Origin of the sequence: Sphingobacterium sp. MYb382 (assembly GCF_037572665.1) — a bacterium.
GTDB lineage: Bacteria > Bacteroidota > Bacteroidia > Sphingobacteriales > Sphingobacteriaceae > Sphingobacterium.
Genome location: NZ_JBBGZT010000024.1, coordinates 133,130 through 158,428, shown reverse-complemented (window position 1 = coordinate 158,428; position 25,299 = coordinate 133,130). Strand labels below are relative to the sequence as shown.

The following is a 25,299-nucleotide window of genomic DNA, read 5'->3' as shown; positions in this document are numbered from 1 at the left end:
TCCTTATAAAATTATACAACAGTGCTATGGAAACTGAATAGGGGTTGCATCATTAGCATATGCGAATCCTATTTTTGTTAATTCTTTTTCTTTCTTTTTCTGCCCTCAAGGCGCAGCCAGCAGCAGATTTTGAATCCGTTTATAAAGAGTTGAATACGGTCTTCAAAGGTCACCTTCCTAGCGTTGGAGAATATAGTTTATTATTTACGGTGAAAGGAGACAGCTGTGTTACGATTGAAAAGTCGAACAGGTCACTGCCAGATTCCGTTGAATTTAATGCATCCGTAGTACCTGCCATATTAAAACATAAAAGCATATTTAAAGCAGAGCAGTGGTATAAGCTACGATTGTTTTTCGATGTGTTTAGCGATGTTACCTATGCCGTCGTGCAGCCTATTGCAATACCTGAGGATAGCGTTTTTGGCCCACATGAATTTTATCCAGAACCAAGGGGAGGCTTTATGGAGTTTTCTCGAATACTAGCCATGGACATTTTACGAAATGAAAAAAAAATCCAATGGACTGCTGCAGATAGTGTTATGCAGCTATTAGTTTTGGTGAAATGGAGAAACCAAAGAGTTGACTTTTTGGGCGATCAAAGGTTTGAAAGCTTATTAGATAGTGCTAGATTAATAAAATGGATGTCTCATCTTGAATTTGGGATACCTGCCAATGTATTATTGACATTCAATCTTAATACCAAGTTGCTCTTTGCTGATGATTTTATGGAGCGAATGCTGTGGCGAGATTTTGTAACGTTAGAAAAGAGCGAGAAAGTGCTGCCGAATACTTTTCAGGGCAGTTATGTGAAACGAAACAATAGACCATTTGAAGGCATGAAAGAGCGCTTGTTGGTTTCTTTGGTTTGTAATCCCTTAACGAATATATTAGAAAATCCTATTATTCATAAAGGTAGTACGCAAGAAGCTAACGATTTAATTGATTTTATACGAGCTAACGAAAAGGAACTTAAATTAAAATTTCAATACGATTTACGTTATTTTTTCTATCTATAGATACTTTGTTGAACGGATTAATAGTGATACCAATCTTTTGTAAGGCAGTTTATATTGTTTGTACTTAACCGTTATATTATTTAATAGCTTATGCGTTGTGACGTGATTTTAGAAGGAATGATTAAAATTAGTCTATTCCTATTTGTTTTTCTTCTTTCGTTTTTGATCACAAAGTCACAGGAGCTAACGGATTTTGAACCCGTATATAAAGAGTTGAACCACGTCTTCAAAGATTATTCCCGCAGAGGTGGAGCCTATAGTTCAGAATTTACCTTAAGCACTAGAAAACACATTAAGTATGAAAATACAGACGAAGTTTTAGGTGAAGATAAAGAACTCAATAAAAAGATTTCCCAAGCTGTATTAAAGCATAAGAAGCTGTTTAAACAATATCAACGCTATAGTATTCGTGTTTTTTTTGATACGTATTCTGATGTTATTTACGCCAAGATATATCCAATTATACCGGTAGAAATGGATAGCGATGACAGGGTTTTTGGTCCGTTGGAGGTACATGCAGTGCCAAGAGGAGGAATGAACAAATTTTTATTGGCGATAGTGCATGATATACAGCGAAATAAAGAAAAATTGAAATGGGCTGAAACGGACAGTGTAGCTCATCTTTCGATTATCGTTTGTAAAGATGGTGCTACCTTCTTTGCAGGAGAGCAACGACTTATTAGTCTTTTAAATTTCGCTAAGCGCACAACATGGAAACCAGCGATAGTCAGTGGTGAACCAGTTACTATACGCATTAAATTAGAACTAGATGTTAAATATGCCTTATCGAATGATTTGGATAGTAGAAAAATGTTGGAAAATTTTAATAAGGGAGAGTCCTTTTACGAAAAGATGTTGTCGGAATTATTTCAAGGAGACTACGTTGCTTGGAACACTTATAAACCTAAATTGGGGAAGGAGCAAATGCTCGTTTCTTTTGTTTACAATAGTAACACAAGGAAATTCGAAAATCCTATTATCCATAGGGGAGAAACGAAGGAGGCTAAAGTTTTAATTGCTTTCATCCTTAATCAGCTTGAAGGGGAAAAAATAGAAGGATATCCTAGACCATTTTCGCGTTATTTTTTCTATCTTTAAAGAAGCTGTCTGTATTCTTAGGTTACGAAACCTTACATAGGTTTCAAGGAGCTTGATTAAATTTTTATAATAAGCAACAACTAAGAATATAACGATTGTCTTTATGTGTGTTTAGGAGAGGTGTTAAAGTGCTTGAAAATGAGCGTATAATACTTTCAGGCACTATCCTAAATAATAAAATAAATAAAATTGGAATTTACCATCGTAAAAACAGGTGTTATCAATGAAAATTTCTTTTTATAACCTTTTGTAATTCAAAACTTCTTATTATCTTTGCACCTCGTTTAGTTGTGTAGCCTAGCTATATGGCTTTACGAAAACAAAATAAATGTTACAGTTTGCTTCCAACTTACTAACAGACATTTAACATATTAAATTCAAAACAAAATGGCAAAAGAAGTCGGTGCGTTAGTAAAATTACAAGTTAAGGGCGGTGCTGCAAATCCATCTCCACCAGTAGGACCTGCGTTAGGTGCTAAAGGTGTGAACATTATGGATTTCTGTAAGCAGTTCAATGCGCGTACGCAAGACAAGCCAGGGCAAGTATTGCCTGTTGTTATTACCGTTTACACGGACAAGTCGTTTGATTTTATTATCAAGACTCCACCGGTAGCAGTTCAGTTGAAAGACGTTGCTAAATTAAAAGGTGGATCTGGTGAGCCTAACCGTAAGAAAGTTGCTAACATTACATGGGAGCAAGTTGAGGTTATCGCTAAAGATAAAATGGTCGATTTGAACGCGTTTACTGTAGAAGCGGCAATGAAAATGGTTGCTGGTACAGCGCGTAGTATGGGAATTACCGTTTCTGGTAACGCTCCTTGGAACAATTAATTAACGAAATCAATTTAAGAAAGTGGCTAGATTAACAAAAAATCAAAAAGCGGCACTATCCAAAATTGAAGCTGGTAAAGCGTACTCTTTATTAGAAGCAGCAGCTTTGGTAAAAGAGATCACGACGACAAAATTTGATGCTTCTGTGGATATCGACGTTCGTTTAGGCGTGGATCCTCGTAAAGCAAATCAAATGGTTCGTGGTATCGCGACATTACCTCACGGGACTGGTAAAGCTGTTCGTGTTTTAGTTTTGTGTACTCCTGATAAGGAAGAAGAAGCTAAAGCGGCAGGTGCAGATCACGTAGGTCTTGACGATTATATCAGCAAAATCGAAGGTGGTTGGACTGATGTTGACATCATTATTACTATGCCTAGTGTTATGGCTAAAGTAGGTAAATTAGGACGTATTTTAGGTCCTCGTAACCTTATGCCAAACCCTAAGACTGGTACAGTTACTACAGAAGTAGGTAAAGCTGTAACAGACGTAAAAGGCGGTAAAATTGATTTTAAAGTCGACAAGACAGGGATCATCCATACTTCAGTTGGTAAAGTGTCATTCTCTCCAGAGAAGATTTATGAAAACGCATTAGAGGTATTACAAACTATCTCGCGTCTTAAACCTTCAGCTGCAAAGGGAACGTACTTCAAAAGTATTCACATCTCTTCAACTATGAGTCCTGGTATTCATATTGAAACTAAATCAGTAGCGGGTATTTAATCATGAGAAAAGAAGAAAAACAAGAAATTGTTCAAGCTTTGGCCGAACAGATTAAATCTTATGGTAATTTCTACATTACAGATACTGCTGATTTAAGTGTTGAGAAAGTAAATAACATCCGTCGTAAATGTTACGAGCAAGGAATCATCATTAAAGTAGCTAAAAATACTTTAATCGAGAAAGCCTTGATCGAAGCAGGTATCGATTCAGAAGAATTACGTAGTGTACTAAAAGGAGCGTCTACATTGATGCTTTCAGAAGTTGCTACAGCTCCTGCAAAATTGATCAAACAATTGCGCAAAGAAGGTGATAAGCCGTTGTTAAAAGCAGCTTATATCCAAGAAACTGCGTTTGTAGGTGATGCTCAATTGAATGCATTAGTTTCCCTTAAATCTAAGGAAGAACTTGTTGCAGACGTTATTGCAGCTCTTCAATCTCCAGCGAAAAATGTTATCTCTGCTCTTCAATCAGGTGGAAATACTATTTCAGGTTTAGTAAAAGCTTTAGAACAAAGAGGCTAACGAACGCTCTTGTAAAACAAAAGTTCGTGATTTATTAAAATTATTTATTTAAGTACATTCAAAAATTCAAAATAAAATGGCAGATTTAAAACAACTTGCTGAACAGTTGGTTAACTTAACAGTAAAAGAAGTTAAAGAACTAGCTGATATCTTAAAAGACGAGTACGGTATCGAGCCTGCTGCTGCTGCTGTTGCAGTTGCTGCTGCTCCTGCTGAAGGTGGTGCTGCTGCTGCTGAAGAGAAAACTTCATTTGACGTTATCTTGAAAGAAGCTGGTGGTCAGAAATTAGCAGTAGTTAAATTGGTTAAAGATTTAGCTGGTTTAGGATTGAAAGAAGCTAAAGATTTAGTTGACGGCGCTCCTAAAGAAATCAAAGCTGGTGTTTCTAAAGACGAAGCTGAAGCGTTGAAAAAACAATTAGAAGAAGCTGGAGCTGTTGTTGAGATCAAGTAATCTCACATACTAAAGCACCTTAAAGGTTTAGACTCTGTCAAGTTTTTTGACAGAGTCTATTCCTGTTTATATTATTACATGTGTCAGATGGGTGCTGCCATTTGACAAAAATCATGTTTACAGCATAGTTAGCTCAGTTTTTTAAAACTAAAAATCTTATTCCCTTGGCAAATAATAATATTCAAAAAGAAAGAGTGAATTTTGCTACAAGTAAGAAGGTTATTGATTATCCTGATTTCTTGGACGTGCAATTGCAATCTTTCAAGGAGTTTTTTCAACTTGAAACTACTTCTGACAACCGCCATCAGGAAGGGCTGTTCAAGGTTTTCGCAGAAAACTTCCCTATTTCTGATTCAAGAAACATCTTTGTGCTAGAGTTTTTGGATTACTTTATTGATCCACCTCGCTACGATATACAAGAGTGTATTGAGCGTGGCTTAACCTACAGCGTTCCGTTAAAGGCAAAGTTAAAGTTATCTTGTAACGATGAGGAACACGAAGACTTCGAAACCATTGTACAAGATGTATATCTTGGAACAATCCCTTACATGACACCAAAAGGTACGTTTGTTATCAATGGTGCAGAGCGCGTAATCGTTTCGCAGTTACACCGTTCTCCAGGCGTTTTCTTTGGTCAGAGTAGACATACAAACGGTACTAAACTTTATTCTGCAAGGGTAATTCCTTTTAAAGGATCTTGGATCGAATTCGCAACAGACGTAAACAACGTCATGTATGCGTATATCGACCGTAAAAAGAAATTCCCAGTTACAACTTTATTACGTGCAATCGGTTACGATTCGGATAAAGACATTCTTGAATTATTTGATCTTGCAGATGAAGTAAAAGTTAGTAAATCGGGTCTTAAAAAATATGTTGGTCGTCGTTTGGCGGCTAGGGTATTGAAAAAATGGGTTGAAGATTTCGTGGATGAGGATACAGGTGAAGTTGTATCTATCGATCGTAACGAAATCATTTTAGAACGTGAAACAGTCTTACAGGATGACCATATTGACTTGATTATCGACGCTGGCGTAAAATCTATCATTTTAGCCAAAGAAGATGCATCAAACAATGCGGATTACTCCATTATATATAATACACTTCAGAAGGATACGTCCAACTCTGAAAAAGAAGCTGTTGAACACATCTACCGCCAACTACGTAACGCAGAACCACCTGATGAGGAAACTGCACGTGGTATTATCGAGCGTTTATTCTTCTCAGACAAACGTTACGATTTAGGTGATGTTGGTCGTTACCGTATCAACCGTAAGTTGAAATTAGGTACAGCTGACGATATCAAAGTGTTAACACGCGAAGATATTATTGCGATCGTTAAATACTTGATCAATTTGATCAACTCTAAAGCAGAGGTAGATGATATTGACCACTTATCTAACCGTCGTGTACGTACTGTAGGTGAGCAACTTTACGCGCAGTTTGGCGTAGGTTTATCCCGTATGGCACGTACAATCCGTGAGCGTATGAACATTCGTGATAACGAGGTGTTTACACCAACAGATTTGATTAACGCAAGAACTTTATCTTCTGTAATCAACTCTTTCTTTGGTACAAACCAGTTATCACAGTTTATGGACCAAACCAATCCGTTAGCGGAGATCACGCACAAGCGTCGTCTTTCAGCTTTAGGTCCTGGTGGTCTTTCTCGTGAGCGTGCAGGTTTCGAGGTTCGTGACGTTCACTACACACACTATGGACGTTTATGTACGATTGAAACTCCAGAGGGACCAAACATTGGTTTGATTTCTTCTTTAGCCGTACACGCAAAAATTAATAACCTAGGTTTCATCGAGACACCTTACCGTAAGGTTACTGACGGTAAAGTAGTCGTTGATCAGCCTGTTGTATATCTATCTGCTGAAGATGAAGATGGTAAAACCATCGCTCAAGCAAATGCACAATACGATGATAAGGGTAATTTTGAAGATCCTAAAGTAAAAGCTAGATATGAGGGTGACTTCCCGATTATCGAGCCTGAGCGTTTGGATTATATGGACGTTGCGCCTAACCAGATTACATCTATCGCGGCTTCGTTAATTCCTTTCTTGGAGCATGATGATGCCAACCGTGCCTTGATGGGTTCCAACATGCAGCGCCAAGCGGTGCCATTGTTGCGTCCATCTGCACCAATCGTAGGTACAGGCCTTGAAGGACGTGTAGCGTCTGACTCCCGTACATTGATTAATGCTGAAGGTAATGGTGTGGTTGAATATGTTGATGCAAATGAGATTCAAATTCGTTACGAACGTAATGAAGATGAGCGTCTTGTTTCTTTCGATGATGATATCAAAACATACAGACTTACGAAATTCAAGAAAACCAACCAGAATACATGTATTAACTTAAAACCTATCGTTACGAAAGGTGAGCGAGTTTTCAAAGGACAAGTATTATGTGAAGGTTATGCTACTGAAAATGGTGAGTTAGCATTAGGTCGTAACTTAAAAGTAGCGTTCATGCCTTGGCAAGGATACAACTTTGAGGATGCGATTGTAATTTCTGAGCGTGTAGTATCGCAAGATTTATTTACTTCTCTTCACATTGAAGAATTTGAATTAGAAGTACGTGATACAAAACGTGGTGAAGAAGAGTTAACAGCAGATATTCCTAACGTATCAGAAGAAGCTACTAAAGACTTAGACGAAAACGGTATTATCCGTATTGGTGCTGAGGTTAATGGTGGTGATATCTTGATCGGTAAAATTACACCTAAAGGAGAGTCTGATCCTTCACCAGAAGAGAAATTATTACGCGCTATCTTTGGTGACAAAGCGGGTGACGTGAAAGATGCTTCATTGAAAGCTTCCCCTTCATTGAAAGGTGTAGTTATCGATACGAAGTTGTTCTCGCGCGCTAAGAAAATGTCGAAAGAGGTTGAGCGTAAAGCATTAGAAAAACTAGAACTTGCGCATGATAAAGCTGTAAGAAGCTTAAAAGAGCGTTTAGTAGAGAAGTTGTTTGCTGTCGTGAATGGTAAAACGTGTCAAGGTGTTTACAATGTGTACAAAGAATTATTAGTAGCGAAAGGTGCTAAGTTCACACAGAAAATCCTTACCGATTTAGACTATGCACATATCAACCCTACAGGTTGGACAACAGACGATGATAAAAACGAAATGATCAAGTCTGCTCTTCACTTCTACAACATTAAAGTAAACGAAGAGTTAGGTGCGTTCAAACGTGATAAATTCGCGATTTCAGTAGGTGATGAACTTCCTTCAGGAATTGTACAGATGGCAAAAGTTTACGTAGCTAAGAAACGTAAATTGAAAGTGGGTGATAAAATGGCGGGACGTCACGGTAACAAAGGTATCGTTGCACGTATCGTACGTGATGAGGATATGCCATTCTTAGCAGATGGAACACCAGTAGATATCGTATTGAATCCACTAGGGGTACCTTCTCGTATGAACCTTGGACAGATCTACGAAACAGTATTGGGTTGGGCTGGCCAAAAATTAGGTATGAAGTTCGCTACGCCAATCTTCGATGGTGCCGAAATGGGACAAGTAGAAGAGTGGATTGAGAAAGCTGAATTACCGAAATCTGGTAGAACATATCTATACAACGGTTTAACAGGTGAGCGTTTCGATCAACCAACAACAGTAGGTGTAATTTACATGTTGAAATTAGGCCACATGGTTGATGACAAAATGCACGCACGTTCGATCGGACCATACTCATTGATTACACAACAACCGTTGGGTGGTAAAGCTCAGTTCGGTGGTCAGCGTTTCGGTGAGATGGAGGTATGGGCATTAGAGGCATTCGGTGCATCTAATATCCTACAAGAGATCCTTACTGTGAAATCCGATGATGTTGTAGGACGTGCGAAAACCTACGAGGCAATCGTTAAAGGTAATAACCTTCCAACACCATCTGTTCCTGAATCATTCAACGTATTGGTTCACGAGCTTCGCGGATTAGGTTTAGATATCACATTAGATTAATATAAGTATAAGCTTTGACAGGTATAGTTTCTGTACTTGTCAAAGCTTTTACCTAGAGCTTTAACTTTTTATAAGGTATGTCTTACAAAAAAGATAATAAAATTAAAAGTAACTTCACTTCGATTACGATCAGCTTATCGTCTCCAGAAACTATTTTGGAACGTTCTAGCGGTGAGGTTACCAAACCAGAGACGATCAACTATCGTACCTACAAACCGGAACGTGATGGTTTATTCTGTGAGCGTATTTTTGGTCCTGTAAAGGATTACGAATGTCACTGTGGTAAATACAAACGTATCCGTTATAAAGGTATTGTCTGTGACCGTTGTGGTGTTGAAGTAACAGAGAAAAAAGTACGTCGTGAGCGTATGGGACACATCAGCTTGGTGGTTCCTGTAGCACACATCTGGTACTTCCGTTCACTTCCTAACAAAATCGGTTATTTATTAGGTCTTCCAACTAAGAAGTTGGATATGATCATCTACTACGAAAGATACGTGGTTATCCAATCGGGTATCAAGTTAGATGATGGTATCAACTTCATGGATTTCTTGACGGAAGAAGAATACTTAGATATCTTAGATACGTTACCAAAAGAAAACCAATACCTTGATGATAATGACCCCCAGAAATTCATCGCTAAGATGGGTGCTGAGGCATTAGAAGAGTTATTGAAACGTATCAAGTTAGATCAGTTATCATACGACTTACGCCACCAAGCAGCGAACGAAACTTCGCAGCAACGTAAAAATGAAGCTTTAAAACGTTTACACGTAGTAGAAGCTTTCCGTGGTGCTAATACGCGTATTGAAAACCGTCCGGAATGGATGATCGTGAAAATCGTTCCAATCATTCCACCAGAATTACGTCCTTTAGTGCCGTTAGATGGTGGTCGTTTTGCAACGTCCGATTTGAACGATTTATACCGTCGTGTAATTATACGTAACAACCGTTTGAAACGTTTGATCGAGATTAAAGCGCCAGAAGTAATCTTACGTAACGAAAAACGTATGTTACAAGAGGCTGTTGACTCTTTATTTGACAACTCACGTAAAGTTAACGCGGTAAAAACTGAAGGTAACCGTGCTTTGAAATCCCTTTCTGATATCTTGAAAGGTAAACAAGGTCGTTTCCGTCAAAATTTACTAGGTAAGCGTGTGGATTATTCAGCACGTTCCGTAATTGTCGTAGGTCCACACTTGAAATTACACGAATGTGGTCTTCCGAAAGATATGGCGGCAGAGCTTTACAAACCGTTTATCATCCGTAAGATGATTGAACGCGGTATTGTGAAAACTGTAAAATCAGCTAAGAAAATTGTTGACCGTAAAGATCCTGTTGTATGGGATATCCTGGAAAATGTCTTAAAAGGACACCCAGTGTTATTAAACCGTGCACCTACGCTTCACCGTTTAGGTATTCAGGCTTTCCAACCGACTTTAGTTGAAGGTAAAGCAATCCAATTACACCCATTAGTGTGTACAGCATTCAACGCCGATTTTGACGGTGACCAGATGGCAGTTCACTTACCTTTAGGTAACGCTGCAATTTTGGAAGCCCAAATTTTGATGTTGGCATCGCATAATATTCTTAACCCTGCGAATGGTTCTCCGGTAACGGTACCTTCTCAGGATATGGTTTTGGGTCTTTACTACATTACTAAAGGCCGTAGAACTGCTGGTGACCATATCGTACGCGGTCAAGACATGACTTTCTATTCTGCTGAAGAGGTAATCATTGCCTTGAATGAGAATCAGATTGACTTGCACGCAAACATTAAGGTTAAAACCAACAATAAAAATAAAGAAGGCGAAATCGTTAACTCAATCATTGAAACAACTGTAGGTCGTGTAATCTTCAACCAGATTGTTCCAGTAGAAATGGGATTCATTAACGAGTTGTTGACTAAGAAATCGTTACGTAATGTCATCGGTGAGATCGTGAAGAATACGGGTATGGCTCGTGCTGCACAGTTCTTGGATGATATGAAAGAGCTTGGTTTCCAAACAGCCTTTAAAGGTGGTCTTTCTTTCAACTTGCAAGATTTGAACATCCCAGCTGCTAAAGCTGAGTTGATCGGACAAGCAACAAGTGAGGTGGATGATGTAATGAACAACTATAACATGGGTTTCATTACAAACAACGAGCGTTACAACCAGATTATCGATATCTGGACACGTATCAACAACAAGTTGACAGCGCACGTTATGGACATCTTATCTAACGATAACCAAGGTTTCAACTCTGTATACATGATGTTGGATTCTGGAGCCCGTGGTTCGAAAGAGCAGATTCGTCAGTTATGTGGTATGCGTGGTTTGATGGCTAAGCCTCAGAAATCTGGTAACTCAGGTGGTGAGATTATCGAAAACCCGATTTTGTCCAACTTTAAAGAAGGACTTTCGGTACTCGAGTACTTTATCTCTACCCACGGTGCGCGTAAAGGTCTTGCCGATACGGCCTTGAAAACAGCCGATGCGGGTTACTTAACGCGTCGTTTACATGACGTTGCTCAAGACATGATTGTTGTTGAGCACGATTGTAACGGTCTTCGTGGTATTTACAAAGCAGCACTTAAAGAAAACGACGATATCGTTGAACCATTATATGACCGTATCTTAGGTCGTACGCCGCTTAATGATGTATTCCACCCGGAAACTGGTGAATTAATCGTTGCAGCGAACATTGATATCAGTGAAGAAATTGCTACAGTAATTGAAGAGGCTGGTATTGAAGGTTTAGATATCCGTTCCGTATTAACGTGTGAGTCAAAACGTGGTGTTTGTGCTTCATGTTATGGACGTAACTTAGCTTCTGGTAAGCGTGTTCAGTTGGGTGAAGCTGTAGGGGTAATCGCAGCACAGTCTGTTGGTGAGCCAGGTACACAGTTAACACTTCGTACGTTCCACGTCGGTGGTACGGCATCTAACATCGCGGCAGATTCTACAATCGTTGCTAAATATGATGGTAAAATCGAGTTCGAAAACGTACGTACAGTACCGAAAGAAGGCGAAAATGGTCCTTTCCAAGTAGTAATCGGTCGTTCAGGTGAGCTTCGTATCATTTCTGAAGATAGAAAAGTTCTTTACCAACAAGTAATCCCTTACGGTGCTAACTTGTTCGTAAATGAAGGTGATAAAGTAGAAAAAGGAAAAATCTTAGTTGACTGGGATCCATATAACGCGGTAATCATCTCTGAGTTCGGTGGTAAAATCGAATTCGAAGCGATTATTGAAGGGGTTACTTTCCGTGACGAGTCTGATGAGCAAACTGGACACAAAGAGAAGGTTATTATCGAGACACGTGATAAAACGAAAAACCCTGCTATCAAGATTACTGATTTGACGGGTGATGCTTTACGCTCATACAACATTCCAGTAGGTGCTCACGTTTCTGTTCAAGATGGACAGAAAATCAAAGAGGGTACTATCTTAGCGAAGATTCCTCGTGCTACAGGTAAAACTCGAGATATTACAGGTGGTTTACCACGTGTAACAGAGTTATTCGAAGCACGTAACCCTTCAAACCCTGCGGTAGTAACTGAAATTGATGGTATCGTAACTTTAGGTGGTGTGAAACGTGGTAACCGTGAGATTTCTATCGAGTCTAGAGATGGACAAATTAAGAAATACTTAGTACCACTTTCGAAACACATCTTAGTACAAGATAATGACTTCGTGAAAGCGGGTATGCCATTGTCTGATGGTTCGATCTCTCCAGGTGATATCTTATCAATCAAAGGTCCAGCAGCGGTACAAGAATATATCGTTAATGGTATCCAAGAGGTTTACCGTTTACAAGGGGTAAAAATCAACGATAAGCACTTTGAAACAATCGTTCACCAAATGATGCAGAAAGTGAATATCGAGGATCCAGGAGATACACGTTTCTTAGAGAAAGAAGCAGTAAACAAATGGGACTTCATGCAAGAAAACGATTCATTATTCGATAAGAAAGTAATCGTTGACGCTGGTGATTCATCGACTTTACGTCCAGGACAAATCGTTACTTTACGTAAACTACGTGAAGAGAATTCTTTACTAAGACGTCAAGATCTTAAAACAGTAGAGGTTCGTGATGCTATTTCTGCGACATCTAGTCCATTGTTACAAGGTATTACTCGTGCTTCCTTAGGTACGAAATCGTTTATCTCAGCAGCTTCCTTCCAGGAAACTACGAAAGTATTAAACGAGGCAGCTATCGCTGGTAAGCGTGATAACTTATTAGGATTGAAAGAAAACGTAATTGTTGGTCACTTGATTCCTTCAGGTACTGGTTTACGTGACTATGGAAATATCATTGTAGGTTCTCGTGAAGAGTACGATCAATTATTAGCTTCGAAGGAAGAAGATTAATAATAGGTTAGCTATATAGAAAATAGGGTCGTGAAATTAACGACCCTATTTTTTTGTCCAAGAAAGGAGCTTTTCGCAACGACTGGCCAGCTCATCAGCGGCATTTGCTGCTCCAGTATTTGCTCCAGTATTCTGGAAAAGCTTGGACCCTAACCCTAAGGCTGTAGCACCTGCCGATAACCAATTTTTAACATTGCTCTCCTCAACTTCCACACCTCCGGTAATCATAAATTTGGTGTTCGGAAATAAAGGTTTGATACTTTTTACAAAACCTGGGCCAACAAGGTCTCCAGGGAAGATCTTTACTAGTGGCGCACCTAGGCTTTCCGCTAGCGCAATCTCCGTTGGCGTTAAACAGCCAGGAATCCAAAGTTTACCTTTAGCAAGTGTCTCTTCGGCTATCGCCGGATTAACAATAGGGCTGACAATAAAGTCGGCACCAATTGCTGCATAGGTTTTTGCTAGCTCGGCGGTCTTTATCGTGCCGATACCTAAGCTTAAGTCGTGGAAATGTGCCTTTTTATAGGCGAGTAAGACTTCAAAATTCTCTAGCGCATTGACGCCTCGATGTACAAACTCAAAAACACGTATTCCTCCTTTGTAGCTTGCTTCGAGTACCGAAATACAGCGCTCTACATCATCATCGTAAAAAACAGGAACGATAGGATGTGCAGCGATATGATTTATTAATTGTTGCATATTAACTTATTTTTCCATTTCCAAAATCACCCTCAACAAAGAGTTTCGCAAAACCTGCATTTGTCGCGGTATCAATAATCTGCTGTGGATTCATTTTTTGCACTAAGGCATGAATAAAACCTGCCATAAAAGCATCACCACTTCCTATTCGGTCAATTACCTCCTGAGTTTCGAAGGTTTCTGAATGTGTATCTATACTCGGGCTATGGTAAGTGCCATAGAAGAGGTTATGTTGTGCGTTATCCATAAAACGAAACGTATAGGCCAAATGTTTGCATCGTGGGTATTTTGTAAATACCTCCTTGGCAGATTGACCTGCGGCTTCAATATAGGTTTCTTTAGTCGTTTGACGGTCTAAAAGGTTGTCAACTGTTGTACCCAACATTTTCTCAGCAGCCCAAATATTTCCCATTATAACATCACAGTAAGCGACTAGGCGAGGCATAATGGCTATAGGCTCTTTACCATACTGCCACAGCTTACTGCGGTAGTTGAGATCGACCGAGATGGTGACTCCCTTCTGTTGTGCAGCTAAAAGTATTTCTTCTAATAAAGTAGCCATGTTTTCGTTCAATGCTGGCGTAAGCGCACTCCAATGAAGCCATGTTACATTTGATAAAAGTTTGTCGATCGAGAAATCATCCTTTTTAAGCTCACTAAAGCTTGAATATTTACGGTCGTAAATAACATCTCCTTTAGTCAGACCGTTAGCCCCTAATAAGATGTATTGGCCTAGTCGGTCGCCAGCAAAAATAACTTTATCTGCATTGACTTTATGTTGGCGTAAGACTGATAGAATCTCCGTTGATAGCGCATTTTCTGGAAATGCACTTACATAACTCACCGATTCCCCCATTAAGGCTAAAGATACGGCAACATTAGCTTCCGATCCACCAGGATAAAGTTTTACGGTGTTACTTTCAGCGGCAAAAAAATGAGCCCCAGTAGGCTGTTGTCGAATTAATATTTCCCCGAAAGATAGGATTTGGTTTATCATATTGTTAAGGTTTCTAGTGCTCAAATTACGCTATTTTTTTGTTTTAGCATACCGTTTTAACGCAATCGTTATCGTAATTTAAGCCTTTAAAATTCGCTGTAAAGCGATAAAAAAAGTATCATTGACCCAGTAAACCTTAAGTCAATATGAAATATCCACCATTGTGAAAATACAATGGAACAATCTGGATATTCCATAGGGCCTTTAAAACAAATTATCCACATATGAAAATTTTGGAACGTTTCTCCTTGAAGGGAAAAGTTGTTGTGATAACCGGCGGTACAGGTGTTTTAGGCTATTCCTTTGTGAAAGCATTGGCAGAAGCTGAAGCACGCATCTGTATTGTAGGAAGATCAGCAGAAAAATGTGCTGAACGTGTTGCCTTAGCAGAATCTTTAGGAGCAGAAGCTTTTTATGTATTAGCCGATGTACTTGATGAGCAGTCTATGATTGCCGCTAAAGATACTATTGTTGCACGCTGGGGAACGATAGATAGTTTAGTAAATGCTGCTGGTGGAAATATTCCAGGTGCAACCATTGGTCCTGACCAAGATATTTTCGACGGAAAAATTACTGATACAATTAAAGCTATTGAATTAAACCTATATGGAACCATTGTTCCAACGATGGTTTTAGGAGAGGTCATAGCGAAAAATGGTAAAGGGTCGATTGTAAATATATCCTCTTTAACAGCCAATAAACCTTTCACACGTGTACTTGGTTATACTGTAGCCAAACACGGTATTGATGGCTTCACCAAATGGATGGCAGCAGAGCTAGCCTTACGCTATTCCGATAAAATTAGGGTGAATGCTATTGCTCCGGGTGTTTTTCTGACTGATCAGAATCGTGCCTTACTTATTAATACGGAAGGTAATTATAGTGATCGCGCACAACGCATTGTTAATAATACACCTTTTTCACGCTTAGGTGATCCTGCTGAACTAGAAGGAGCTTTGATTTATCTATTGAGCGATGCGGCGAGTTTTGTAACAGGGGAGACCTTGTTTGTTGATGGTGGTTTTAACTCTTGGAGTGGTGTATAATGGCAAATAATAAATTTTTAGAGCAAGCATGGCGTTGGTATGGACCCAATGATGGGGTTTCCCTGCAAGATGTAAAGCAAGCTGGTGCAACCGGTATTGTAACCGCTTTGCACCATATTCCACACGGCGAAGTGTGGCCTGTGGCTGATATTTTAGAACGTAAAGAGCTTATTGAAGCTTCTGGATTGACTTGGTCTGTAGTCGAGAGTGTACCTGTGCATGAGGCTATTAAGATTGGAGGCGAGCATGCTGAACATTATTTAAATAATTACCGTACCTCGTTACGTAATTTGGCATCTTGTGGTATAAAGACTGTCTGTTACAATTTTATGCCTGTCTTGGATTGGACAAGAACACAGCTAGATTTAGTGATGGAAGATGGCTCTAAAGCCCTCTATTTTAATTGGGTAGATTTAGCGGTATTTGATATCTTTATTTTGGAACGACCTCATGCGGCAGAAAGCTATCCTGCTAAAGTTGCTGAAGAGGCTAAGGCTAAATTTGCAACTTTTACAGTAGAAGATGCGAAAGATTTGCAAGTCAATATTTTGATGGGAATCCCTGGGGAGAAGGATGCTTCATTAGAAGAGTTGCGCAAAAGTATTGCTATCTATGAAGAAATAGGCCATGCTGGCTTGCGTGAAAACCTAAAATCTTTCTTGTCGGCTATTGCCGATGTGTGTGAAGAGGAAGGTGTTAAGATGACTATTCATCCAGATGATCCCCCATATCCAATTTTTGGACTACCAAGGGTTGTGAGCAATTTAGCTGATTTACAGTTTATCTTGAAGAGTGTAGATAAAGGATTCAACGGAATCTGTTTTTGTACAGGTTCTTTAGGCGCTGGTCCGTCAAATGATGTGCCTGCTATATTTAAGGAAGTTGCTTCACGCGTTAATTTTGTGCACCTCAGAAATGTACAGCTTGATGCCGCTGGTAATTTTTATGAAGCGAACCACTTGGAAGGAAACGTGGATATGTATGCCGTAGTGAAGGCGTTGGTTGCTGAAAACCAACGGAGAGAAACGCCTATTCCATTCCGACCTGATCATGGTCATCAGATGTTGGATGATCTAAATAAAGTTACTTTCCCGGGATATTCGGCTATCGGGCGCCTACGTGGTCTAGCAGAACTGAGAGGACTGGAACTCGGAATCATAAGAACAGTATAAACCAGGCCGCTTAGGCGGCTAAAAAAACCATTATGACAAAACCTACAAATTATAGGTGGACAATATGCGCATTATTGTTCACCGCCACAACCATTAACTACCTTGATCGGCAGGTACTATCATTGACCTGGAAGGATTTTATTGCCCCTGAATTTCATTGGACGAATACCGATTACGGTAATATAACGGCTTTGTTCTCCATCTTTTATGCAATATCGATGTTGCTCGCAGGACGCTTTGTCGACCGTAAAGGGACGAAAAAAGGTTTTCAATGGGCAATTGGTATTTGGTCTGTAGGGGCTATTTTACACGCCTTTTGTGGTATTGCTACTTCTGGCGTACTAACAGGCCAGTGGTGGGTAGGTTTTTATGCGTCAAAAGAAATTATTGCTGGTGTACAGGATGTTTCTCGTGTTATTAATGTCAGTGTTTTTCTATTTATTATTGCACGTTTGGTATTAGCTATTGGAGAGGCCGGGAACTTTCCGGCAGCCATTAAAGCTACAGCAGAATATTTTCCAAAGAAAGATCGCGCATTTGCGACCAGTATTTTTAATTCTGGAGCTACTATTGGCGCTCTGTTGGCGCCATTGAGTATCCCTCTTATTGCGAAGTACTGGGGATGGGAGATGTCCTTCATTATTATTGGTGCTTTAGGATTTATTTGGATGGGATTTTGGCAATATTTATATTATAAGCCTTCGCAAAATCCCAAAGTAAATGAAGCTGAAATTGCCTATATCAATCAAGATACAATACGATTGGAAGTCGATAATCCTGAGGTTCCTTATGAGAAAACATCTATCCTAAAATGTTTACGTTTCAAACAGACATGGGCTTTTGTGTTCGGTAAATTTATGACTGATGGTGTATGGTGGTTTTTCCTATTCTGGATGCCGGCCTATTTAAGCTCTGTTTACAACATAAAATCATCTGATTTTGAAGGACAGATAGCTATTTTCGTGCTCTACGGGTTAACGCTACTTTCTATTATAGGCGGTTGGTTACCAACCTATTTTATCGAAAAAAAAGGATTGGATGCTTATCAAGGACGTATGAAAGCCATGTTGATGTTTGCTTTTTTTCCTTTGCTCGTGCTTTTTGCACAGCCATTAGGGCATCTTTCGTATTGGGTTCCTGTTATTTTAATTGGTATTGGCGCCGCAGCACATCAAGCTTGGTCGGCTAACATCTTTTCCACCATTGGTGATATGTTCCCGAAGCGTGCTATCGCTACAGTAACGGGTATCGGCGGTTTAGCCGGCGGTTTAGGGTCGTTTTTTTTTTATAAATGATCAGGCTGGCTTTTCGATTATGCAGAACAAACAGGATTGACTTTCTTAGGATTTCAAGGCCTGCAAGCTGGATATTTTATAGTTTTTTCTTTTTGTGGAACAGCTTATTTGATTGCTTGGGTAGTCATGAAGAAATTAGTTCCAAAACTAGAAGTGGTCGATCTATAGGTCGTTGGTCGATTTACGCAGCTTAATCGTGGTGGGGAGCTTAATGTCTTCCCACTCGATTTGGTTTTTATATTTTTTTGTCAAGATCTCATGAAGCTTCTGAAAGGAAATCTCTCCAATATCTTGTGCTGGTTGATAGATGGTACTTAGCGAAGGATTTAACGATAGAGCAAGGTCTGTATTGGCAAACCCGATAACGGCTAGCTGTTCTGGGACGAGCACACCCATCTGCGCAAGAATACCTAGAGAATGCGTTGTAATGGTGTCCGAAACACCTACAATAGCGGTCGGTGGGGTAGGGAGTTTAAGTAGTTGCCCTAAGCTAGTTTCCAAGTTCGCATCTAACTCCGATCTGTTTTTAGCATCAAGGGAAATAATATAACTACTATTAACCTCAATATCTGCGTCACGGTGCGCTTTAATATAACCTGCTAAGCGATCTGCTGTCATCCCTTGCTTGTTGCCGCAAAGTATAGCTATATGAAGATGTCCTTTATCAAAAAGATGACGACAGGCAGCACGTGTGCCCTCTGTGCTAAGGATACCTATTTTGTGTGTCTTTAAAGGATAATTTGTACGGTCAAAAATGACAAAAGGTATCTGCTCCGCCATCTGTTGAACATAGGTGGTATTGGAGTTTTCGTGAATGGGACAAAAAAGAATGCCGTCTACGCCTTTGTCAACAAGTGCTTTGATGGAACTCTTTTCTAAGGCTTCATCTTCCATGGTGTTCATGATAATCGCTCGATAGTTTTGAGCAAGCGCTGCCTTATGAATACCCTCTAGAATTTGTGATTCAAAAGGACTACTCATTTTAGGGATGATGACACCAATAGTATTTGAACGCCCTGTTTTTAACGTTTGGGCAATAGTATTCGGTTGATAATTTTTTAGTTCGGCGTGTTCCCTTACCCTTGCTTTCGTTTCTTCACTAATCTCATAGCTATCATTTAAAGCTTTGGATACCGTAGAAACTGACATGCCTAATGCTTGCGCTAGGCTTTTCAATGTAACTCTTGCCATAGTTCATCCTTTTAACGTAAATCCACTAATTCATAGTTCGAATATTCTTTCGTGTTAAATGTGAATCGAAATGGAGCTATCGATTGGTTGATATATAACGTTTTTATCGTATAGGTATAGCGACCTCCTGATTTATCGAAAATAAGTACGTCATGAATATGATTGTTTTTATTAATGCGTAGCTTAATTTTGAAGTAGTTTACTTTTGTGTCTAGAGGACTTAGTTCAACAACCTTTAAAGCGGTGCCCTTCTCTGACTCATTACCCATAAATACAGATTTAAATCCTGTTTTGTAAAAGGAAAATATGTTATTCGGGCCTATAGAACTCGTGTTATCCGTTGCACTTGTAATTTGAACCTCTTTATCTTCCTTCAGAACCGACCACGTTGACTTCCCATCACTGATGAAATCTTGATCGGTCATTTGTATCCGATATTGATTTTTAGTCTTGTTGAGATAGAGTACTCCTTTATCTGTATAAGGAGCTCCTTGTGCTTGTTGCACTGCGAAAGTGAAATCAGATTGAATCGTCTGGTAACCATCATATTTTTTAGATACTTCGTCCAATAACTTCTTCGCCGCAGGGTCGTCCTGAGCAAATAGGTTAAAAGTCGCTAATAGCGCAAAAAAAGTGAAGATTGTTTTTTTCATAGTCATGTACTTTGGACTAAAGTATCGCCAAATGGTTTACTAAAGCCTCTTTAATCTTATTATTTATTACGTAAAGTCTCTAAAAACTGCTCCAGTGAATATTCATCTGGATAGAGTACCTCACGTGCTTTACTTCCCTCAAATGGGCCTACAATACCTGCCGATTCTAGTTGGTCGATAATACGGCCTGCACGGTTATAACCAAGCTTAAGCTTACGTTGTATAAGCGATGTAGAGCCTTGCTGATGCATAACAATCAGACGAGCAGCATCCTCAAATAGAGCATCACGATCCGATAGGTCGAAATCAGCATTGCCACTTCCTTCTCCATTTTCGTCCACATATTCAGGCAATAAGAATGCGGAAGGATAACCACGTTGGCTTCCAATGAACTCCGAAATTCTATCTACTTCTGGTGTATCGACAAAGGCACATTGAATCCTTGTTAAATCACTTCCTGTGGATAGAAGCATATCTCCACGACCGATTAGCTGATCCGCCCCACCGCTATCTAGAATTGTTCTTGAATCGACCTTCGACAATACTCTAAATGCTAAACGCGCAGGGAAGTTGGCTTTAATGGTACCCGTAATAATGTTAACGGAAGGTCTTTGCGTTGCAATAACCAAGTGGATACCTACGGCACGTGCTAATTGTGCTAGACGAGCAATAGGTGTTTCAACCTCTTTACCTGCCGTCATCATTAAATCGGCAAACTCATCAACAACCAATACAATGAAGGGTAAGAATCGATGGCCATCCTCCGGATTTAATCGTCTATTGACAAATTTTACATTATATTCTTTCAGGTTACGTACTTGCGCATTCTTTAGCAAGTCATAACGTTGATCCATCTCGATACAAAGTGAGTTTAAGGTATTAATTACCTTTTTTGTATCTGTGATGATCGCTTCTTCTTCATTGGGTAGCTTTGCTAAGAAGTGGCGTTCAATAGTCTTAAATAAGGAAAGCTCCACTTTCTTAGGATCGACCATGACAAATTTTAATTCTGCAGGGTGCTTTTTGTAGAGTAGGGAGGTAAGAATAGCATTAATACCTACCGATTTACCCTGACCCGTCGCACCAGCTACAAGCAAGTGAGGCATCTTCGCTAAATCTGCAATGTAAACCTCGTTAGAAATAGTCTTTCCTAACGCTATAGGCAAGTCCATATCTGTTTTCTGGAACTTTTCTGTCGCTAGTACAGAGCGCATAGACACCATCTCTGGAGAGCTATTAGGAACCTCAATACCAATGGTACCTTTACCAGGCATCGGTGCTATAATACGTATACCTAATGCAGCCAAGCTTAAGGCTATATCGTCTTCTAAGTTCTTAATTTTTGAAATACGAACGCCCGGTTTAGGAATGATTTCATAAAGTGTAACCGTCGGTCCGATGGTTGCTTTGATATGCTCAATCTCGATGTTGTAGTTACGAAGTGTATCAACAATACGATTTTTATTAGCTTCTAACTCTTGTTGGTTGATGGTGATTTTGCCTTCGCCATAGTCTTTTAATAAATCTAAACCAGGATATTGATAACCCGATAAATCTAGCTTAGGGTCATACTCCCCAAATTGAGCCACTAAATCATTCGCTGTGATAGCTTTTTCCTGAATAGGTTCCGCAACGCTCAATTCTAGCTCGTCTGTAGCCGCAATTTCTTCATCTGCCGTAGGCAAAATTGTCGATTCTACAGACAGCGGAATGCTTGCCGCTTGGTCTTGAACCGTATTGCTAGTTGAACTGGTTGAGAAGGTGAAGCTTGTTTCCGTACTATTAGAATTGTCATCCTCCAAATGAAGGTCTAAGCTTTCTGTAACAGTACTACTATCTTCTTCATCCTTTTCAATCGGAATGATTGGACTTTTTATACTATTAACAGCAAACTCTGTTGAACCTTCTTCTTCCTCTACCTCTTCTTCCTCTTGCTCTATTAATGATGCTGGAACCTGATTTCCAAACGTATTGGAGCGTGGATTAGTATTGTTAACGGCTGTATAGTTGTCTTCTTCTTTATCTTCAAGCTCTTCTTCAGGGATTTCACGTTTCGGAAACCATGTTAAGCGTAAATCGAAGTTATAAATGATAATCAAGGTAGTCAAGTAGGCGAAAATCAACAAACCAGCAACACCCGTAGAACCGATTTGTGCTTTCAACAATTGGTTCGTCCAGTAGCCGAACTTCCCTTCCAACATGTGTGGCGCTTCGGTGATAAAATCCTGAAGAAAGCCTAATGTCACTGAAATAAAAATAATAGCAACGAAGGAATACGCTAACGTTTTCCAGATAGGTAAAAGGGATTTTTTATAAAGCAGACGGTAGCCTATAATGAATAAAACCAAAACAAAGAGGAAGGAGGCTACACCAAACCATTCATAAATAAATAAGTTGGCCAGCAGCGCACCCAATTTACCAAGTTTGTTTTCAACGACAGGAAGATCTACTCCGTCGTCCGCAATTTCTTGACTTGTATTGAAAAGAGTAGACCAGCCTCCATTAGTTTGTGCAATGTAGCTTTGGTCTTGTTTCCAAGTAAATAAGTACGAAACAAAAGATACCGCAAAGATGAAAGAAAGGAATAGCAAGAATATACCTATTACCTTAAGTGCCTTACGTTGTCCTTCCGAAAAATTGATGTTTTCAAATGATTTGAACCGTTCTTTTTTCGCTTGTACGGTATTTGTGGTGGAGCGCGTAGCACGTTTACTGCTGCGTATGCTGCCCCCTATATTTTTAAATGTATTTCCTTTATTTGACATGAAAAACCGATAACCCTTCTTATACAAACATAAAGAAAATGCCCGACTATTTAGGCAGGTATTTCGTATTTTCAAACGTGAACTGAATTATCTTTTTTGAATATTATAGGCCTTTAGCTCACAATGACCATCGAATCCTCGCTATAGCGTGTGGAGTGTCACAGGTAGCCTGTAGGCTACGCGCACAGCCCTACCACGTTGTATGCCTGGCTTCCAGACCTCTTTTGCCATTCTGAGCGCTTTAATGGTCGCAGGGCCGGTGCCATAACCAAGGTCATTGGATATTTTAAAGTTACTCATCTGACCATTTTTTTCTACAATAAATGATATCATTATCGTACCTGATACACCTACATCAATCGCTTCTCTTGGATAGCGGAAATTGTTAGCAACAAGCTGACGCAGGACATTTATGCCTCCTGGATAACTAGGGTCAGCCGTTAACGTAGCCTGATTATAAGTTATCTTTTCACCAATGGAATCCATAGATATTCCTCCGAGAAGCACCCCATCTTTCCAAGTCTCTTCGAATGTGTATGATCTGAATTTCCCTACCCACTCACCATTTTTTTTATGATTTGAAATTGGTCCTGATTCATAATCGGGATCACCGTAATTATCGTTATTCGAGCTTAGAAGGTTTTTTAGGACGAGTTTACCATTCCCATTTTCAGCTAGTTTATTCCCTAAAGAATCTTGAGCAAGGATAAATAGGGTAGGGTCTGTTTTAGCCCCCATCTTTTCGTAGATATAAATCTCATCAGATGGTGTCTTATAAAAGAGAACACTTTCTATCAAACCATTGGGATAGTAGCGAAAAGCACTGTCTATGACTTGATTTTTGTTATTGTATTCTCGTTTTTCGTACAGTCGTCCGTTCGGATAAAAGCTTTGAAAAGGACCGATTGTACTCTGAATGAAGGTTGGTTTACTGATGTAAGCGTTAATTTTTGGAACATCACCTTGTGTATAAAACTCTACGTATTTGAAAGCTTCAGATTCTATGTCTCTAGCAATGATACGATAGAAATAAGAATCTTCTTTTTTTGGTACGGTTTCTCCTTTTTTGTTGTGGTACGTTACACTGGGGGCTTGTGCAAAGCTGCTGAAAAGCGTAAAAAGGAGAAATAGGGTTAAGCTTAATTGTCTTCTCATAAAATACTTGGGAGTGTTTTTAGTTAACACCCCCAAGTTAAATGTTATTTCGCAATAATCAAATAGTAATTTTTCTTACCGCGCTGTGCAACAATGTATGTATCGTTGATCAAATTTGTTGTTGTGAAAACTTGCTCTAAATCGCTTAGTTTTTCTTTATTAATGGTTACACCACCACCTTGAAGCATTTTTTTAGCCTCACCTTTAGAAGGAAAGATTTGTGTTTGTACCGCTAAAAGGTCTAGCACATTGATGCCTGCAGCCAATTCTTCTTTGCTAACGTCAAACTGAGGAATTCCATCAAATACTTCTAATACACCTTCATGGTCTAAATCGGCCAAGAAAGCTAATGAGCCATTGCCAAATAAAAAGTCCGAAGTTTTGATTGCTGTTTCGTAATCTTTCTCCGAGTGTGTGCGGATAGTAATATCTTTTGCTAAAGCTTTTTGTACCGTACGCGTATGTGGTGCCGCATCATGCTCCGCAATAATCGCTTGAAGTTCTTCTTGCGTTTTCAACGTGAAAATATGAATCCAGTTTTTAGCATCATCATCGGAAGCATTTAACCAAAATTGGTAATACTTATAAGGCGATGTTTTCTTCGGGTCTAACCAAACTGCTCCTGATTCTGTTTTACCGAATTTTTGACCATCAGCTTTCTTAATCAACTGCGTTGTAATAGCATAAGCCGTACCTTGGTCTTGTCTGCGGATCATCTCACTACCCGTAACGATATTACCCCATTGGTCAGAACCACCCATTTGTACTTTACAGTTATGGTGTTTCCACAAATAGTAGAAGTCATATCCTTGAATCAATTGATACGTAAATTCCGTGAATGAAAGACCATTATCACCTTCTAAACGTTTCTTTACGGAATCTTTGGACATCATGTAGTTGACCGTGATTAACTTACCAATATCACGAATGAAGTCTAAGAAACTAAAGTTTTTAAACCAATCGTAGTTGTTAACCATCTGGGCATCATTCGCTCCTTCACCAAAGTTTAAAAATTTCGCTAATTGCGTTTTTAAACAGTTTACATTGTGCTGTAAAGTAGCTTCATCCAAAAGATTACGCTCAGCCGATTTAAAGGAAGGGTCACCAATCATACCTGTTGCTCCACCAACCAATGCTACAGGTTTATGTCCTGCATTTTGAAAGTGGATTAACGTCATGATTTGCGTTAAGTGGCCTACATGTAAGGAGTCTCCAGTTGGATCAAAGCCAATATATCCAGAAACCTTTTCTTTGTTTAGTAAATCCTCTGTTCCAGGCATGATATCTTGAAGCATGCCTCTCCAACGTAATTCTTCTACAAAGCTCATCTTTTTCTTGTTAAGATTTTTATATTAA

At 39.4% G+C, this 25,299-nt stretch carries 17 protein-coding genes and 1 pseudogene; 11 read left to right on the top strand and 7 right to left on the bottom strand.

Translation table 11 applies throughout. The features are described 5' to 3' along the window. The first annotated feature begins 59 nt into the window (after nt 1-59). The 8 genes from WH223_RS11340 (at nt 60) to rpoC (ending at nt 12,970) form a co-directional block, all read left to right on the top strand. A complete protein-coding gene (locus WH223_RS11340) occupies nt 60-1,016 on the top strand; it encodes a hypothetical protein (protein WP_340047769.1) in 957 nt (318 codons plus the stop codon). Nucleotides 1,017-1,178: 162 nt separating this feature from the next. Continuing rightward, a complete protein-coding gene (locus tag WH223_RS11335; RefSeq protein WP_340047767.1) occupies nt 1,179-2,114 on the top strand; it encodes a hypothetical protein in 936 nt (311 codons plus the stop codon). A 387-nt stretch (nt 2,115-2,501) separates the two neighbouring features. Then, complete coding sequence (rplK, locus tag WH223_RS11330) at nt 2,502-2,945, top strand: 50S ribosomal protein L11 (protein WP_340047766.1); 444 nt, start codon at nt 2,502-2,504, stop codon at nt 2,943-2,945. A 22-nt stretch (nt 2,946-2,967) separates the two neighbouring features. Next, nucleotides 2,968-3,666: a 50S ribosomal protein L1 gene (rplA, locus tag WH223_RS11325; protein WP_340047765.1), complete on the top strand. Its 699-nt coding sequence runs from the start codon at nt 2,968-2,970 to the stop codon at nt 3,664-3,666. A gap of 2 nt (nt 3,667-3,668) precedes the next feature. Continuing rightward, nucleotides 3,669-4,187, top strand: a complete 519-nt coding sequence (gene rplJ / locus WH223_RS11320; protein WP_340047764.1) for a 50S ribosomal protein L10 — start codon at nt 3,669-3,671, stop codon at nt 4,185-4,187. A gap of 76 nt (nt 4,188-4,263) precedes the next feature. Beyond that, nucleotides 4,264-4,641, top strand: coding sequence for a 50S ribosomal protein L7/L12 (rplL, locus tag WH223_RS11315; RefSeq protein WP_340047763.1), 378 nt, complete (start codon nt 4,264-4,266; stop codon nt 4,639-4,641). A 164-nt stretch (nt 4,642-4,805) separates the two neighbouring features. Beyond that, entirely contained in the window at nt 4,806-8,615 is a 3,810-nt protein-coding gene (rpoB, locus tag WH223_RS11310) for a DNA-directed RNA polymerase subunit beta (RefSeq protein ID WP_340047762.1), read from the top strand. A gap of 77 nt (nt 8,616-8,692) precedes the next feature. Next, nucleotides 8,693-12,970: a DNA-directed RNA polymerase subunit beta' gene (rpoC, locus tag WH223_RS11305; RefSeq protein WP_340047761.1), complete on the top strand. Its 4,278-nt coding sequence runs from the start codon at nt 8,693-8,695 to the stop codon at nt 12,968-12,970. Between the two features lie 45 nt (nt 12,971-13,015). Here rpoC and WH223_RS11300 read toward each other — a convergent pair whose 3' ends face one another. Beyond that, the gene (locus WH223_RS11300; RefSeq protein ID WP_340047760.1) at nt 13,016-13,669 is read right to left on the bottom strand and encodes a bifunctional 4-hydroxy-2-oxoglutarate aldolase/2-dehydro-3-deoxy-phosphogluconate aldolase; all 654 of its coding nucleotides are present in this window, start codon (nt 13,667-13,669) and stop codon (nt 13,016-13,018) included. 1 nt (nt 13,670) lies between these two features. Beyond that, nucleotides 13,671-14,666, bottom strand: coding sequence for a sugar kinase (locus tag WH223_RS11295; RefSeq protein ID WP_340047759.1), 996 nt, complete (start codon nt 14,664-14,666; stop codon nt 13,671-13,673). 224 nt (nt 14,667-14,890) lie between these two features. Between WH223_RS11295 and WH223_RS11290 the strand changes: the two genes are divergently transcribed. The 3 genes and pseudogenes from WH223_RS11290 (at nt 14,891) to WH223_RS11280 (ending at nt 18,347) form a co-directional block, all read left to right on the top strand. Next, nucleotides 14,891-15,712, top strand: coding sequence for an SDR family oxidoreductase (locus WH223_RS11290; RefSeq protein ID WP_340047758.1), 822 nt, complete (start codon nt 14,891-14,893; stop codon nt 15,710-15,712). After that, nucleotides 15,712-16,884 carry a mannonate dehydratase gene (gene uxuA / locus WH223_RS11285; protein ID WP_340047757.1) on the top strand — a complete coding sequence of 391 codons (1,173 nt, stop codon included), beginning with the start codon at nt 15,712-15,714 and terminating at the stop codon, nt 16,882-16,884. The genes WH223_RS11290 and uxuA overlap by 1 nt, the downstream gene beginning before the upstream one ends. Nucleotides 16,885-16,916: 32 nt before the next feature. Beyond that, nucleotides 16,917-18,347: pseudogene (locus WH223_RS11280) on the top strand (MFS transporter). Here the strand turns inward: WH223_RS11280 and WH223_RS11275 are convergent. From WH223_RS11275 to tyrS, 5 genes are all read right to left on the bottom strand, one after another. Next, complete coding sequence (locus tag WH223_RS11275; RefSeq protein WP_340047756.1) at nt 18,342-19,370, bottom strand: LacI family DNA-binding transcriptional regulator; 1,029 nt, start codon at nt 19,368-19,370, stop codon at nt 18,342-18,344. The pseudogene WH223_RS11280 and the gene WH223_RS11275 overlap by 6 nt on opposite strands. A gap of 11 nt (nt 19,371-19,381) precedes the next feature. Continuing rightward, complete coding sequence (locus WH223_RS11270) at nt 19,382-20,023, bottom strand: LolA family protein (protein WP_340047755.1); 642 nt, start codon at nt 20,021-20,023, stop codon at nt 19,382-19,384. Between the two features lie 59 nt (nt 20,024-20,082). Next, on the bottom strand, nt 20,083-22,788 hold the full coding sequence (locus WH223_RS11265) for an FtsK/SpoIIIE family DNA translocase (protein WP_340047754.1): 2,706 nt from the start codon (nt 22,786-22,788) through the stop codon (nt 20,083-20,085). 141 nt (nt 22,789-22,929) lie between these two features. Next, nucleotides 22,930-23,943, bottom strand: a complete 1,014-nt coding sequence (locus WH223_RS11260) for an energy transducer TonB (protein ID WP_340047753.1) — start codon at nt 23,941-23,943, stop codon at nt 22,930-22,932. A gap of 44 nt (nt 23,944-23,987) precedes the next feature. Next, nucleotides 23,988-25,271, bottom strand: a complete 1,284-nt coding sequence (gene tyrS, locus WH223_RS11255; protein ID WP_340047752.1) for a tyrosine--tRNA ligase — start codon at nt 25,269-25,271, stop codon at nt 23,988-23,990. Between the last annotated feature and the right edge of the window lie 28 nt (nt 25,272-25,299).

Excerpts from the sequence above, each read along its gene's own strand:
- rplJ (WP_340047764.1), top strand. The coding sequence starts at position 3,669 with ATGAGAAAAGAAGAAAAACAAGAAATTGTTCAAGCTTTGGCCGAACAG.
- rplK (WP_340047766.1), top strand. The coding sequence starts at position 2,502 with ATGGCAAAAGAAGTCGGTGCGTTAGTAAAATTACAAGTTAAGGGCGGT.
- WH223_RS11275 (WP_340047756.1), bottom strand. The coding sequence starts at position 19,370 with ATGGCAAGAGTTACATTGAAAAGCCTAGCGCAAGCATTAGGCATGTCA.
- rpoC (WP_340047761.1), top strand. The coding sequence starts at position 8,693 with ATGTCTTACAAAAAAGATAATAAAATTAAAAGTAACTTCACTTCGATT.
- WH223_RS11265 (WP_340047754.1), bottom strand. The coding sequence starts at position 22,788 with ATGTCAAATAAAGGAAATACATTTAAAAATATAGGGGGCAGCATACGC.
- WH223_RS11260 (WP_340047753.1), bottom strand. The coding sequence starts at position 23,943 with ATGAGAAGACAATTAAGCTTAACCCTATTTCTCCTTTTTACGCTTTTC.
- WH223_RS11340 (WP_340047769.1), top strand. The coding sequence starts at position 60 with ATGCGAATCCTATTTTTGTTAATTCTTTTTCTTTCTTTTTCTGCCCTC.
- WH223_RS11300 (WP_340047760.1), bottom strand. The coding sequence starts at position 13,669 with ATGCAACAATTAATAAATCATATCGCTGCACATCCTATCGTTCCTGTT.
- tyrS (WP_340047752.1), bottom strand. The coding sequence starts at position 25,271 with ATGAGCTTTGTAGAAGAATTACGTTGGAGAGGCATGCTTCAAGATATC.
- rplL (WP_340047763.1), top strand. The coding sequence starts at position 4,264 with ATGGCAGATTTAAAACAACTTGCTGAACAGTTGGTTAACTTAACAGTA.
- WH223_RS11270 (WP_340047755.1), bottom strand. The coding sequence starts at position 20,023 with ATGAAAAAAACAATCTTCACTTTTTTTGCGCTATTAGCGACTTTTAAC.
- uxuA (WP_340047757.1), top strand. The coding sequence starts at position 15,712 with ATGGCAAATAATAAATTTTTAGAGCAAGCATGGCGTTGGTATGGACCC.
- WH223_RS11295 (WP_340047759.1), bottom strand. The coding sequence starts at position 14,666 with ATGATAAACCAAATCCTATCTTTCGGGGAAATATTAATTCGACAACAG.
- WH223_RS11290 (WP_340047758.1), top strand. The coding sequence starts at position 14,891 with ATGAAAATTTTGGAACGTTTCTCCTTGAAGGGAAAAGTTGTTGTGATA.